Raw genomic sequence first — 11,196 nt, forward strand, 5'->3', positions numbered from 1 at the left:
CGCATTATGTGGTCTACCAGCGGATCAGTGCCGACCCCCAGGTGAATCCGCCGCCCATTGCCTCAAGCAACACCAGATCACCTTTGGTAATCCGCCCATCCCGCACTGCGACATCAAGTGCCAGGGGGATGGAGGCCGCGGAGGTGTTTCCGTGGAGATCCACGGTCGTCACCACCTTTTCCGGTGCAATGCCCAGCTTCAGCGCGCTGGCGTCGATGATGCGGCGGTTCGCCTGATGGGGCACGAACCAGTCGATGCTGGCGGCGCTCTCGCCGGTGGCGGCGAAGGCGTCCTCGATCACGTCGGTGATCATGCCCACCGCGTGCTTGAACACTTCCTTGCCTTCCATGCGCAGATGGCCGGCCGTGCCCGTGGTGGACGGCCCGCCGTCCACATAGAGCTTGGCGCGATGGCGGCCGTCCGAGCGCAGGTGAGAGGTGAGAAGACCGGAATCGCCGGCTGTCGCCGCGTCCACGCCTTCGAGCACGAGCGCACCGGCGCCGTCACCGAACAGGACGCAGGTGCCGCGATCCTCCCAGTCGAGGATGCGCGAGAAGGTCTCGGCGCCGATCACCAGCGCCCGCTTGAAGGCGCCTGTCTTCAGATAGGCGTCGGCCGTGGCGAGGGCGAAGACGAAGCCGGAGCACACGGCCTGGACATCGAAGGCGGCGCCACGGGTGATGCCAAGCTCGGCCTGCACCGTCACGGAGGTGGCCGGGAAGGTCAGGTCCGGCGTCGCGGTGCCGAGGATGATCAGGTCGATGTCGGCGGCGGTCAGGCCGGACGCATCCAGCGCGCGCTGGGCCGCCTTGATGGCGAGGTGGGAGGTGAATTCACCTTCCGCAGCGATGTGCCGCTGGCGGATGCCGGTGCGCTGGACGATCCACTCGTCGGACGTGTCCATGCGCGACGCGAGCTCGGCGTTGCTGAGAACCCGCTCGGGAAGATAGGACCCGGTGCCCCGGGCGACGGACCTGATACCGCTCACGATTGTCCTTCCGCCCCTGCGGCCTCCGGCCGGCGCTCGGAAATCTCCGGAGGCCTGCGGCTGGTGAGGCTCTGTTCGATGTGCGCCAGCAATTGGTGGCGCACCATGTCATAGGCGAGGTCGACGGCGGCGGCGAAGCCCTCCGCGTCGGTGCCGCCGTGGCTCTTGATAACGACGCCGTTGAGGCCGAGGAACACGCCGCCATTGGCCCGGCGCGGGTCCATCTTCTCCTTCAGCACGCGGAAGGCGTCGCGCGCGAAGAGATAGCCGATCCTGGCCCGCAGCGTCCGGCTCATGGCCGAGCGCAGGTAGGAGGCGAGCTGCTTGGCCGTGCCCTCGGCGGTTTTGAGGGCGATGTTGCCGGAAAAGCCCTCGGTCACGACCACGTCCACCGTGCCGGCGCCGATGTCGTTGCCCTCGACGAAGCCGTGATAGTTCACCGACACCCCCTCCTCCCGGAGGATGCGCGCGGCTTCCTTCACTTCCTCGACGCCCTTGATCTCCTCGACGCCCACGTTGAGGAGGCCGACGGTCGGCTTCTCGATGTCGAACAGCACCCGCGCCATGGCCGAGCCCATGATCGCCATTTCGACGAGGCTCTTGGCGGTGGCACCGATGGAGGCGCCCACGTCCAGCACCACAGTCTCGCCGCGCAACGTCGGCCAGATGGCGGCGATGGCGGGGCGGCTGATGCCCGGCATGGTACGCAGATTGAAATTGGCCATGGCCATCAGCGCGCCGGTGTTGCCGGCGGACACGGCAACGTCGGCCTCGTGGACCTTCACCGCGTCGATGGCCTTCCACATGGACGACTTGTAGCGGCCCCGGCGCAGCGCCTGGCTCGGCTTGTCGTCCATGCCGACCACAACGTCGGTGTGGATGATGCGGGACGCGGCAGCGAGTTTGGGGTGGCTCTTCAGAACCTCGCGGACCCGCGCCTCATCGCCATAGAGGAGGAAGCTTGTGTCGGGATGGCGCCCCAGCGAGATTTCCGCCCCGGCAAGGACCGTCTCGGGTCCATGGTCGCCGCCCATGGCGTCGACGGCGATGCGGACGGGTACGGTCATCTCCGGCGTAAATCCCTGCTTCGATCGAATGGCGGCGGGCTCTGCCCTGGCGGAAAAGGTGAGGGATCAGGAATCCCGGCAAGCATGTCCCGTCGTTACCGTCGCCGTTGCGGCGGGCGGACAATAGCGTGTCGCGGCGCCATCGCAACTGCTCCGGGGCGGCGAGGTGCGCTCACTCCTTGTCCTTCAGGCGGGAGAGTGCGGAGAAGGGCGAAATGGCGGGATCCTCCGCCGGCGGCTCGAACACCGCCCCGGGCTTGCGCGGGTAGGGATCAATGCCGAGGGCCAGGAACTCGCACACCAGCGCGCCCACATCGATCCGCCCGTCCACGATCTCGTCCGGCGGGTCGATCTCGTTCTCTTCGTCCTCTTCGGAGGGCTTGTAGGTGCCGGCGGGGGCGAAGTGGACGTCGATTTCCTCCTCGAGCGGCGCGTCGAACGCCTCCAGCGTCACCCCGCACGTCTGGCGGACAGTCGCCGTGAGTCGGCCCGAGACGCGCACGCCCTCCCTGCCCTCCGGCACAAGGTGAAGCGTCGCCAGAATCCCTTCGGCGTGGAGCACGCCCGCATAGCGCGCAAGCGCCGCCGTGGCGGCTGCATCGGGCGCGAGCTTCAGGTGAAGGCCGAGCGGCGGGAGGTCGGCGACGGAGATCATGTGGGAATAAGGAAGATCGCTCATTGTCCCGCCTCCGGAGCAGGCCTGAGTTGGGGCGCCGGCAGCACCAGCACGCCGCGGGCGAAGGTTTCAAAGGGCGTTGCCGCAAGGCTGTCCGCAGCGGCACGAACGTAAGCCGCGAAGGGGGCTGCCGTGGGCACCGTCTCTTCCGTACCGAGAACATTGCGGGCGAGAGCTTGCGCCAGCAGCGCGTTGCCGCCGTCGGCCAGTGCGGTATCATATGCCGCAACACGGCCGTAAAAGGCCTCGCCGATCTTCTTCATCTTCTTCGGCACGGTGAGGTCGCCGACGCCCAGCTCACGCATGGTGCTGTCCATGTCGGCGGCGAAGGCGTCGAAAATCTCCTGCGACATAGCGCGCGCGGTGTCGTCGCCGTCCTTCAGGCGGTGGCACACGAGCACTGTGTGGAGCACCACCATCTCGAAGCGTCCCTCCAGCGTATCGGGAACGCCGAAGTCGGTGTAGAACTCCGCCCGCCGCGACTGTGCCACGATCACGCCATACAGGCGCTCGATGGTCTCGCGGGACTTGGCACGCTTTGACGAGCGGAACAGGTTGAGCATTTCGGCTTCCGGGCCAAGGTCCGGCGAGGAGTTGAACGGGCAAGCGGCGTAACGCGCCCTCGCCCGCATGGCAAGGGGCGGTAGCCGAGGCGGCGCGCCGGGGCGCCGTTCACTGGACAAAAATGGGGATGCGTGTGGCGTCACGAGACAAGAGGCATGAACGCACGGGGAACGCGCCGACCACCAGGAACCGGAGGCTCGGCCTTGCGGGGACCGCCGCCCTCTTGCTCGCCGGGATGGCGCTCACAGGCTGCGACCAGGTGATCGTGAACGGCACGGGCGGCCAGCTCTCCGGCGTGGTTCGCACCTATCAGCGCGGCTACGTGCTGGCCGATGGCGCGCTGGATCAGATCCCGGTCGGATCGAGCCAGGAACAGGTGCTGCTGGTGCTCGGCACGCCGTCCACCGTCGCGACGCTGAACGGCGACGCCTTCTTCTACATCTCCCAGACCCAGCAGCGCGTCGCCTTCCTGAAGCCGGAGATCACCGAGCAGAAGGTGCTCGCGGTCTATTTCGACAAGAACAAGCGCGTGACGCGCATCGCCCAGTACGGACTGAAGGACGGCAAGGTGTTCGACTTCGTGTCGCAGACCACGCCCACCAGCGGCGAGGAACTGAGCCTCATCCGCCAGATGATCGGCCTCATCACCTTCTGATCGGGGATTTGGGCAGGCCCGCCGTGCGCATCGCGTGCGCCGGGCCGTAACCTGCGCGGTACTTGACCTGCGCCGCAAATGGCGCTCCCAAGGGCGGCGGGCCCCCCCCGCCCCTTCGCAACGCCCGGAGCGACGAGCCCCAACCGATGGCTAGAACACTCGGACAGGACCTCGCTGCCGCGCTGCGCTTCTATTCCCGCCTGCCGCTGCCGGCGCGGGATGACACCGCCTTCGCGCCGCCCGACATCAACCGCATCGCCTATGCGATCCCCATCGCCGGCGCTGTGCTCGGCCTGATCGGGGCGCTGGTCCTTATCCTCGCCATGGCCGTGAAGCTGCCGGCGTTCCTTGCCGCCGTGCTCGCGGTGACGGCGCTGGCGCTGGCCACCGGATGCTTCCACGAGGACGGGCTGGCCGACACCGCGGATGGGCTGGGCGGCGGCCGTGACCGTGCACACAAGCTCGCCATCATGCGCGACAGTCGCATCGGCACCTATGGCGGGACTGCGCTCCTGCTGGGGCTGCTGCTGCGGATCGGCGCGCTGGAGGCGCTCGCCATATCGGTCGGCCCGCTCCGCGCCGGCCTTGCCCTCATCGCCGGCGAAGCGGCCTCGCGTGCCGCCGGGGTGCTGCTCATCGCCGCTTTGCCCCCGGCCCGCACCGACGGCGCGGGCGCGTCCGTCGGCCGGCCCTCGGAAGCGGCGGCGCTGTCCTGTGCCCTGGTCGCCGCCCTCATCGTCTGCGTGCTGATGGTGGCGGCGTTCGGTATCGGCGCGGCCTTTGCCGGCCTGATCGGGCCTGTGCTGGCGCTGCTGGTGATGATGCGCCTGTCGAGCTGCCTCATCGGCGGGCAGACCGGCGACGTGGCGGGCGCCACCCAGCAGGTGGCGGTGATTGTGTTCCTCCTCGGCGTGCTTATCTTCGGCGGACGGTAGGCGAGCGGCGATTCCCGCCCCGCCTCAGCCGGAAGGAGCCGAGGGCCCGCCCGCGCAGCCATGACCGAGCCGTCAGAAACCCGGACCGTTTCCCGCACCGGCACCATCGTCACGCCCTGCATCAAGGTGTGTGCGGTGGAGCCCTTGAGCGGGCTGTGCATCGGCTGCGGGCGGACGCTGCGCGAGATCGGCGGCTGGGCCTCCTTCTCCCCGGATGCGCGCGACCGGATCATGGCCGTCCTCCCCGACCGTCTGGCGCGTCTCCGGCAGACGGCGCCGGACGCCTTCATGGAATAGGCCGCCATGCGCAGCGACCGTCTCCTCTGGCTCCTCCTGATCGGCCTGTTCGCCGGCGGCGTCATCCTCGCGGTGAACCACGAGCAGGGCGAAGTGGCGGGCATCGACATCAACAAGTTCGGTGCGCTGGTGGGTCAGCTTTCCATCGCCGTGTTCGTCGGCGCGGCGGCGTGGTCCATCATTCGCGGCCGGATCGCCGAATCGCTCATGGCCGCCGCCTTCTGGCTGGTGCTCGCGGTGCTGCTGGCCCTCGGCTACACCTATCGTGACCCCCTCGCCCAGGTCGGCCGCAAGGTGCTGGCCGAGGTCGCGCCGGGCTATGCGGTCAATCTCGCGCAGACCGGCACGAGCATCGTGGAGGTGACGCGCGGCGCGGGTGGCGACTTCGCGGTGCGCGCCGGCATCAACGGCTCCGGGGTGAGCATGCTGGTCGACACCGGAGCCTCCTCCGTCGTGCTGACCCACGAGGCGGCGCAGGCGGTGGGCCTGCCGGTGGATTTCCTGAAGTACGACGTGCCCGTCGACACCGCCGCCGGCCGGACGCGCGCCGCCGCCGTGGTGCTGGACACCATGACCATCGGCAGCATCGTCGAACGGCATGTGCCCGCCCTCGTCTCTCCCGCCGGCGCATTGCGCACCAGCCTCCTCGGCATGAGCTTCCTGTCGCGGCTGGACGCCTTCGAGTTCCGCGGCGACAAGCTCGTCATGCGTGGCGGAAAATGATTGTATTTCCGCCTCCTGCTCGTCTCGGTTAGGGTCGCGCGTTCTCATACCTGAACGGCGAAGTTTGATGCGCGTGCCCACAGCGACCGATCTCCAGAAGGAACGGGCGATCCTGTTCGCCATCCTTCTCGATTTCAGCGTTTTCGTGCCCTACCTCATCACCGTGTCGCGGATCGGTTCGCTGGCCATGCTGGCGGAACTGCTGCGCGGCGGCCTGCTGCTTCTGGTGGAAGGCCTCGCGCTGGTGACGCTGCGCGCCGCCCATCGCGGCCGCATGTATTTCTACGATTTCGGCATCGGCAAGCTCGAGCGCATGTTCGCGGCCGCCATCGGCGTGCTGCTGCTGCTCGCGGCGGTGTTCATCCTCATCAAGGTGATGGATTCGACCGAATCCGAGCCGCTGCCGCCATTCTGGGTGGCCGCCGCCCTGGGGCTTGTCGTCTACAACCTGTTCACGAATCTGGCGCCGCTGGTTCCGCTGTGGCGGGCGACGCGCGCGGGCACCTCCATCATCGTGCTCAGCCAGTTCCGCGCCCGCATCGCCAAGGCGGTCGCCTCGGTGACGGTGGTGGTGTGCGTCGCCCTTGACGTGCTGCTGCCGCATACCGAGGTGGGGCTGGCCGCCGACGATATCGGCGGGCTTATCGGCGCCGCCTTCATGCTGGTCATCGGCGGCGCCATGATCTCGGAAGCCCTGCCGGACCTTCTCGACCGGGCGCTGGCCGAGCCGCTCCAGATGAAGGTCAACGCCGCGCTCGCCGCCTACTTCGATCGCTATGAGCAGCTCATCGGCGTTCGGACCCGCAAGTCCGGCAATGTCGCCCATGTGGAGATCACGGTGGGCTTCGCGCCCGGGCGCACCATCGCCGATGTCAGCTCGGTGACGCAGGGCCTGCGCCAGACACTCACCGCCGCCATACCCGACGCCGACGTGGTGGTCATCGCCGCGCCCTACGATCCGGACGCGCGACCGGCTTAGAGCATATGCATTCTCTTCACGCGAACCGGCATCCACTTCGCTTGAAAGTGCTTCAGAGCATCTCCAGCCCCACCTTGCGGCGCGGCGGGGGGAAGGCCTTGTCGATGGCGGCGAGGTCTTCGGCGTCCAGCACCAGATCGCGCGCGGCGGCATTCATCTCCACATGCTCGATGCGGCTCGCCTTGGGGATGGCGATGACATCCCCGCTGCGCATCACCCAGGCGAGCGCCACCTGGAACGGGTCCACGCCGTGCTTCTTCGCCACGGCGCCCAGCGCCCCGCCGCGCGGCAGGCGGGCCTGCTCGATGGGGCTGTAGGCCATGACCGGGATGCGCGCGGCGCGCAGCTCCGGGAACAGGTCGAATTCCGGCCCGCGGCGGCCCGGATTGTAGAGCACCTGATTGGCGGCGCAGGCAGTGCCACCCTTGGTCGAGAGCAGTTCCTCCATGTCGTCCGTGTCGAGGTTGCTCACGCCCCAGAGGCGGATCTTGCCCGCCTTCTGGAGCGCTTCGAAGCCGGCGATGGTCTCGGACAGGGGATGGTTGCCACGCCAGTGGAGGAGATAGAGGTCGATCACGTCGGTCTTCATCCGCTTCAGGCTGCGCTCGCAGGCGGCGGCGACGCCGGTCCGGCTGGCGTTGTGCGGGTAGACCTTGCTGACGAGGAACACCTCGTCCCGACGCCCGGCGATGGCCTCCCCCACCACCTCTTCGGCACCGCCGTCGGCATACATTTCCGCCGTATCGATGAGCGTGAGGCCGAGGTCGATGCCGCGCTGCAAGGCCTTCGCCTCGGCGGAGCGGGCGGTGGAACGCTCGCCCATGTACCAGGTGCCCTGGCCGAGGGCGGGCACCGTCTCGCCATTGGGAAGGGTCACGGTCTTGGTCATGGGCGGTTCCTCGGGCTTCGTTCCGCTGGCTGGTCGCGGGCGACCATAACGGCTGCTTCGGGCAGGTCCAGAGCCGGCCTGCGGCAGGGAGACGCTGCGTAGATTCACGCGCTTGACCCCTTCTGCCGCGTTGCACACAAGCGGAGCATGGGCATCGGGTTGGGATTCAAGGGCTTGCGGGTAGCGGCTGCCGCACTTTTCGTGCTGGCGCAGCTGACGCTCGGGTTCGCCCATCAGCCTGTCGCCCTGCCCTCCTCCGAGGCTCCCGTCGATCTTGCGGCCTATGCGCTGCCGGACGGCACGCTGCCGGACCTCTGCCTCAATGGCGCAGACGCCGGAACGGTTCTCAAGGCCCATCCCTGCGACGCCTGCGTGCTGACCTCGGCGCCCGGCCTTGCCGTGGCGCCGCAACCCGCGCTCGCGGCGCCCGATGGCCGGCGCATCGCGCACCTCCCCGTGGGCTGCGAACGCCAGCCGGCCGAGCAAGCCCGCGGCGCCCAGGCGCGTGGCCCTCCTGTGACGTGACCCAAAGTTGAACCGGCGCGGGAGCCTCCCGACGCCTCCGGTCCCTGCCGCCCATGCGGCCCTTCGGGTTTTCGTTCATGTCAGACACGCAATCTCACGCGTCTTCGGAGGCGCTCGCGCGCGCCCGCGCCGCCATGTCGGCGGAATTCGGCACCGTCACCCGCACCGCGTTCGATCCGGCGCGCCGCGCGCCGCGGCGGCTCTATCACACCAACGGCTTCAACCCGCCCCGCCCTATCGAGGCGGCGGCTCGGCGTGGCTGGTCCCGGCGTTGCCCGGCCTGCGGCGAAGGTGCCCTGTTCGGGCGCTGGATGCAGGTTTCGGAAGCCTGCACGCACTGCGGCGAGGCGCTGGGCCATGCCCGCGTCACCAACGCCGTGCCGGTCCTCGCAATCCCTCTTGCGCTGCTGGCCGGATCGCTGGTGGGCGGCATTCTGGAGCTTATCAGCGAGCTCCCGCTGGCGCTCGAGCTTGCGGCCAGCGAACTGGTGGCGGTGGCGGCCGCCTTCCATGTGCTGCCCCGCGCCAAGGGCCTCGCCGTCGGCCTTGCCTGGGCGAACCATGTGGGCGGCTTCGATCCGCTCCTCCATCTGGTGCCGGACCCGGAAGCCCCAGCCGCGCTGCCCCCGCCCGTCGAGGCTCCCTGAAACGCAGAACGCCGGCGGGAGCACCGCCGGCGTTCTGTTATCCGAGGGTTGCTTGCGGGCGCGATCAGGCCGCGTCGTAGAGCCGGCGCTCCAGCAGCGGGTTGCCGCCCTTGAAGGCGCCATGCAGCGCCTTCGCGGCCGCAAGCACCGCAAGGTCCACCAGCGGCTCGACGATGATGACGAGCATGTAGGCGCCCCCGAAGGTCGCCACCGAGGCGATGTTCTCGGAGGCGAAGCCCTGGCCGTAGACCGCCCAGAACGCCACCCAGCCGACGATGCCGGCCTGATAGGTGGTGGAGAGCGCGAGCGCCTGCCCGTACTTCAGCTCCACATAGGGCGTGCCCGGCGCCACGATGCGGCGCGCGACGGCGGCGACGCCGAACAGCGGCACCAGCAGGGTCGTCACGTTCATCCCGTACTGGGGCAGGTCGAACGGCGCGAAGAACAGGCCCTGGACGAGCAGGCCGAAGGCGAGGCCGAGGGCCGCCGGAGCCGCGCCGAACATCAGGAACAGGGTCGAGCCGAGAATGAGGTGCACTTCCGAGACGCCCACCGGATAGTGCGGCAGCACCTCGAAAAAGCTGAACACGAGAGCGGTGGTGGCGAGGGTGCGGCCCGCCAGCGAAAGGAAGCCGCGCTCGCGCACCGCCTCATAGGCAAGCTTCAGGGCGTAGCCGCCGGCGGCGGCCGCCGTGACATAGCTGAGGCCGATCTTGGCCCCGTCCACGAGTCCGGGTTCGATATGCATGCTGGTCTCCGTTGCCGTCTCACCCGACGGCCCGAGGGTTATCATCATGCGATCGGCCGGTCTCCTGACTCGCGGGTCTACGCTCACCCCCGCCTTCCCGGCCAGCCCTAGGGGCTGTGGCCAGTGGCATACTGGAAGATCGCTCGCCGCTCACAGTCGCGGGGGCGGTTGGGGCTTCGGACCTCCCTGGCGGATTTCCGCGCAGGTTCAGGCCTTACCCCATTCCCGTTTCACTCCGGATGCCGTGGCAACCGGAGCACCGTTCGCACGTGCAGCAGGCACCGAACAGCTCCGCGCTGTCAAGCGCTCGCGGTGGAGAGGGGAAGCGGCGCAGTGCGCGCCGCTCCCGATCCGCGCTTCCGAGGCCCCGCCATGCGGCGGGACCCGGAGCGTGACGACGGACTCAGTGGCCGGGATGGGCACTGCCGGAGGCGCCGAGGCCCTCCACCTGGAACTTCACGGGCACACTGCCGGCCTTCTCGAAGGTCAGCGTGCCGTCCACAGAGGTGCCCTCCTTGAGCGGGGACTTCAGGTCCATGAACATGATGTGGTAGCCGCCCGGCTTCAGCTCGACGCTGCCGCCGGCCGGGATGGTGAGACCGTCCGGGATGGGCCGCATCACCATGACGCCGTCCTTCATGGCCATCTCGTGGATCTCGACCCGGCCGGCGAACGGCACGATGGCGGAGATCAGGCGGTCGGGCGCGGCGCCGGTGTTCTTCACCACCAGATAGCCGGCGGCGACGCTGGCGCCGCCCGGCGTCGCCCGCGACCAGGGATGGTCGATCTGCAGCGAGCCGGCCTTGTAGTCGTGCGCCACGGCAGCGCCCGTCAGGGCGACGGTGGCGACGGCAGCGGCCATCACGGCACGGCGGGTGAGATGGAAAATGGACATGGGTGCTCCTTGGTTGCGCCAATGGGGCTTCTGCCTCATGGCGGGATGAACCTGCTGGTTGGACTTGATGAGCCGCCCGCCACCCGAGCCGGACACGCGATGGCGTGGCCGCGCAGGCGGGGCAGATTCGGCCTTCGAAGGCGTCAGGGGTCAGGCGTCGAGGGGAGGCCCCTGCGAGGACCGCGGCTCGCGGCGGTCGCGACCACTTCCCTCTGCGGCGGCAACGGCTGCCCGCTCGGAAATCGCGGGGGTCGCGACAGGACGTCCGGCGTCGGCGGCAACCGGGAGGATCGGCGCCAGAGAATGGAAGGCGCAGAGGGCGCAGCAGACGGAATGGTCTGCCTGCGGCGACTCGGGGCTGTTGTCAGGAACTCCGGTGCTGCGGGCGCACAGGGCGCTGCCGCCGGATGCGCTGGCCATGGCCGTGACGGCGGAGCGCTCGAGCGCGATGCCCGCGACGAACAATTGCAGCACGAAGGCATAGGCAAGCCAGACGCAAAACGCGCCGCGCCCCCACCCTGCCTCACGCCACCTCGCCACCCGCTGCTCCCGGACCTCGCTCACCGGCCGGCATGTTAACCGCCCGGCGGAGAAAGTCATCCGGTGCC

Annotated in this window: 15 protein-coding genes and 1 riboswitch; of the genes, 7 read left to right on the forward strand and 8 right to left on the reverse strand. The window is 69.0% G+C overall.

Annotated features, from left to right (window positions below; genetic code table 11):
- Positions 1 to 13 precede the first annotated feature (13 nt).
- The 4 genes from EJ105_RS18810 to EJ105_RS18825 all read right to left on the reverse strand — a co-directional run bounded on the left by EJ105_RS18810 (position 14) and on the right by EJ105_RS18825 (position 3,294).
- Complete coding sequence (locus EJ105_RS18810; RefSeq protein ID WP_029558531.1) at positions 14 to 988, reverse strand: beta-ketoacyl-ACP synthase III; 975 nt, start codon at positions 986 to 988, stop codon at positions 14 to 16.
- Complete coding sequence (plsX, locus tag EJ105_RS18815; RefSeq protein ID WP_024279025.1) at positions 985 to 2,055, reverse strand: phosphate acyltransferase PlsX; 1,071 nt, start codon at positions 2,053 to 2,055, stop codon at positions 985 to 987. The genes EJ105_RS18810 and plsX overlap by 4 nt, the downstream gene beginning before the upstream one ends.
- 172 nt (positions 2,056 to 2,227) lie before the next feature.
- Positions 2,228 to 2,734, reverse strand: coding sequence for a YceD family protein (locus EJ105_RS18820; protein WP_250167546.1), 507 nt, complete (start codon positions 2,732 to 2,734; stop codon positions 2,228 to 2,230).
- Positions 2,731 to 3,294: a ubiquinol-cytochrome C chaperone family protein gene (locus tag EJ105_RS18825; RefSeq protein ID WP_029558530.1), complete on the reverse strand. Its 564-nt coding sequence runs from the start codon at positions 3,292 to 3,294 to the stop codon at positions 2,731 to 2,733. Before EJ105_RS18825 ends, EJ105_RS18820 begins: the two co-directional genes overlap by 4 nt.
- Before the next feature lie 236 nt (positions 3,295 to 3,530).
- Between EJ105_RS18825 and EJ105_RS18830 the strand changes: the two genes are divergently transcribed.
- The 5 genes from EJ105_RS18830 to EJ105_RS18850 all read left to right on the forward strand — a co-directional run bounded on the left by EJ105_RS18830 (position 3,531) and on the right by EJ105_RS18850 (position 6,884).
- Entirely contained in the window at positions 3,531 to 3,950 is a 420-nt protein-coding gene (locus EJ105_RS18830) for an outer membrane protein assembly factor BamE (RefSeq protein WP_250167547.1), read from the forward strand.
- Positions 3,951 to 4,096: 146 nt separating this feature from the next.
- Positions 4,097 to 4,885, forward strand: coding sequence for an adenosylcobinamide-GDP ribazoletransferase (cobS, locus tag EJ105_RS18835; protein WP_250167548.1), 789 nt, complete (start codon positions 4,097 to 4,099; stop codon positions 4,883 to 4,885).
- 60 nt (positions 4,886 to 4,945) lie between these two features.
- Positions 4,946 to 5,182, forward strand: coding sequence for a DUF1289 domain-containing protein (locus EJ105_RS18840; RefSeq protein WP_284145531.1), 237 nt, complete (start codon positions 4,946 to 4,948; stop codon positions 5,180 to 5,182).
- A gap of 6 nt (positions 5,183 to 5,188) precedes the next feature.
- Positions 5,189 to 5,905, forward strand: coding sequence for a retropepsin-like aspartic protease family protein (locus EJ105_RS18845; RefSeq protein WP_024279031.1), 717 nt, complete (start codon positions 5,189 to 5,191; stop codon positions 5,903 to 5,905).
- A gap of 67 nt (positions 5,906 to 5,972) precedes the next feature.
- A complete protein-coding gene (locus EJ105_RS18850) occupies positions 5,973 to 6,884 on the forward strand; it encodes a cation efflux transmembrane domain-containing protein (protein WP_250167549.1) in 912 nt (303 codons plus the stop codon).
- A gap of 52 nt (positions 6,885 to 6,936) precedes the next feature.
- Here EJ105_RS18850 and EJ105_RS18855 read toward each other — a convergent pair whose 3' ends face one another.
- Positions 6,937 to 7,773 carry an aldo/keto reductase gene (locus EJ105_RS18855; protein ID WP_250167550.1) on the reverse strand — a complete coding sequence of 279 codons (837 nt, stop codon included), beginning with the start codon at positions 7,771 to 7,773 and terminating at the stop codon, positions 6,937 to 6,939.
- Positions 7,774 to 7,920: 147 nt separating this feature from the next.
- Here EJ105_RS18855 and EJ105_RS18860 point away from each other — a divergent pair, with 147 nt between their 5' ends.
- Complete coding sequence (locus EJ105_RS18860) at positions 7,921 to 8,298, forward strand: hypothetical protein (protein ID WP_250167551.1); 378 nt, start codon at positions 7,921 to 7,923, stop codon at positions 8,296 to 8,298.
- 77 nt (positions 8,299 to 8,375) lie between these two features.
- Positions 8,376 to 8,945: a DUF983 domain-containing protein gene (locus tag EJ105_RS18865; protein WP_250167552.1), complete on the forward strand. Its 570-nt coding sequence runs from the start codon at positions 8,376 to 8,378 to the stop codon at positions 8,943 to 8,945.
- Positions 8,946 to 9,009: 64 nt separating this feature from the next.
- On the opposite strand, the gene EJ105_RS18870 is transcribed toward EJ105_RS18865, so the two are convergent.
- The 3 genes from EJ105_RS18870 to EJ105_RS18880 form a co-directional block, all read right to left on the reverse strand.
- On the reverse strand, positions 9,010 to 9,693 hold the full coding sequence (locus EJ105_RS18870; RefSeq protein ID WP_250167553.1) for an energy-coupling factor ABC transporter permease: 684 nt from the start codon (positions 9,691 to 9,693) through the stop codon (positions 9,010 to 9,012).
- Between the two features lie 37 nt (positions 9,694 to 9,730).
- Positions 9,731 to 9,972, reverse strand: a riboswitch (cobalamin riboswitch).
- Positions 9,973 to 10,096: 124 nt separating this feature from the next.
- Positions 10,097 to 10,588, reverse strand: a complete 492-nt coding sequence (locus EJ105_RS18875) for a copper chaperone PCu(A)C (RefSeq protein ID WP_250167554.1) — start codon at positions 10,586 to 10,588, stop codon at positions 10,097 to 10,099.
- Positions 10,589 to 10,738: 150 nt separating this feature from the next.
- Positions 10,739 to 11,188, reverse strand: coding sequence for a hypothetical protein (locus EJ105_RS18880; RefSeq protein ID WP_250167555.1), 450 nt, complete (start codon positions 11,186 to 11,188; stop codon positions 10,739 to 10,741).
- Positions 11,189 to 11,196 lie beyond the last annotated feature (8 nt).

The organism is Xanthobacter aminoxidans (genome assembly GCF_023571765.1).
In the GTDB taxonomy this organism is placed as follows: Bacteria; Pseudomonadota; Alphaproteobacteria; order Rhizobiales; family Xanthobacteraceae; genus Xanthobacter; species Xanthobacter aminoxidans.

Coding starts and splice junctions, on each gene's coding strand:
- plsX (WP_024279025.1), bottom strand. CDS start 2,055: ATGACCGTACCCGTCCGCATCGCCGTCGACGCCATGGGCGGCGACCAT.
- EJ105_RS18820 (WP_250167546.1), bottom strand. CDS start 2,734: ATGAGCGATCTTCCTTATTCCCACATGATCTCCGTCGCCGACCTCCCG.
- EJ105_RS18825 (WP_029558530.1), bottom strand. CDS start 3,294: ATGCTCAACCTGTTCCGCTCGTCAAAGCGTGCCAAGTCCCGCGAGACC.
- EJ105_RS18830 (WP_250167547.1), top strand. CDS start 3,531: ATGGCGCTCACAGGCTGCGACCAGGTGATCGTGAACGGCACGGGCGGC.
- cobS (WP_250167548.1), top strand. CDS start 4,097: ATGGCTAGAACACTCGGACAGGACCTCGCTGCCGCGCTGCGCTTCTAT.
- EJ105_RS18840 (WP_284145531.1), top strand. CDS start 4,946: ATGACCGAGCCGTCAGAAACCCGGACCGTTTCCCGCACCGGCACCATC.
- EJ105_RS18845 (WP_024279031.1), top strand. CDS start 5,189: ATGCGCAGCGACCGTCTCCTCTGGCTCCTCCTGATCGGCCTGTTCGCC.
- EJ105_RS18850 (WP_250167549.1), top strand. CDS start 5,973: ATGCGCGTGCCCACAGCGACCGATCTCCAGAAGGAACGGGCGATCCTG.
- EJ105_RS18855 (WP_250167550.1), bottom strand. CDS start 7,773: ATGACCAAGACCGTGACCCTTCCCAATGGCGAGACGGTGCCCGCCCTC.
- EJ105_RS18860 (WP_250167551.1), top strand. CDS start 7,921: ATGGGCATCGGGTTGGGATTCAAGGGCTTGCGGGTAGCGGCTGCCGCA.
- EJ105_RS18865 (WP_250167552.1), top strand. CDS start 8,376: ATGTCAGACACGCAATCTCACGCGTCTTCGGAGGCGCTCGCGCGCGCC.
- EJ105_RS18870 (WP_250167553.1), bottom strand. CDS start 9,693: ATGCATATCGAACCCGGACTCGTGGACGGGGCCAAGATCGGCCTCAGC.
- EJ105_RS18875 (WP_250167554.1), bottom strand. CDS start 10,588: ATGTCCATTTTCCATCTCACCCGCCGTGCCGTGATGGCCGCTGCCGTC.
- EJ105_RS18880 (WP_250167555.1), bottom strand. CDS start 11,188: ATGACTTTCTCCGCCGGGCGGTTAACATGCCGGCCGGTGAGCGAGGTC.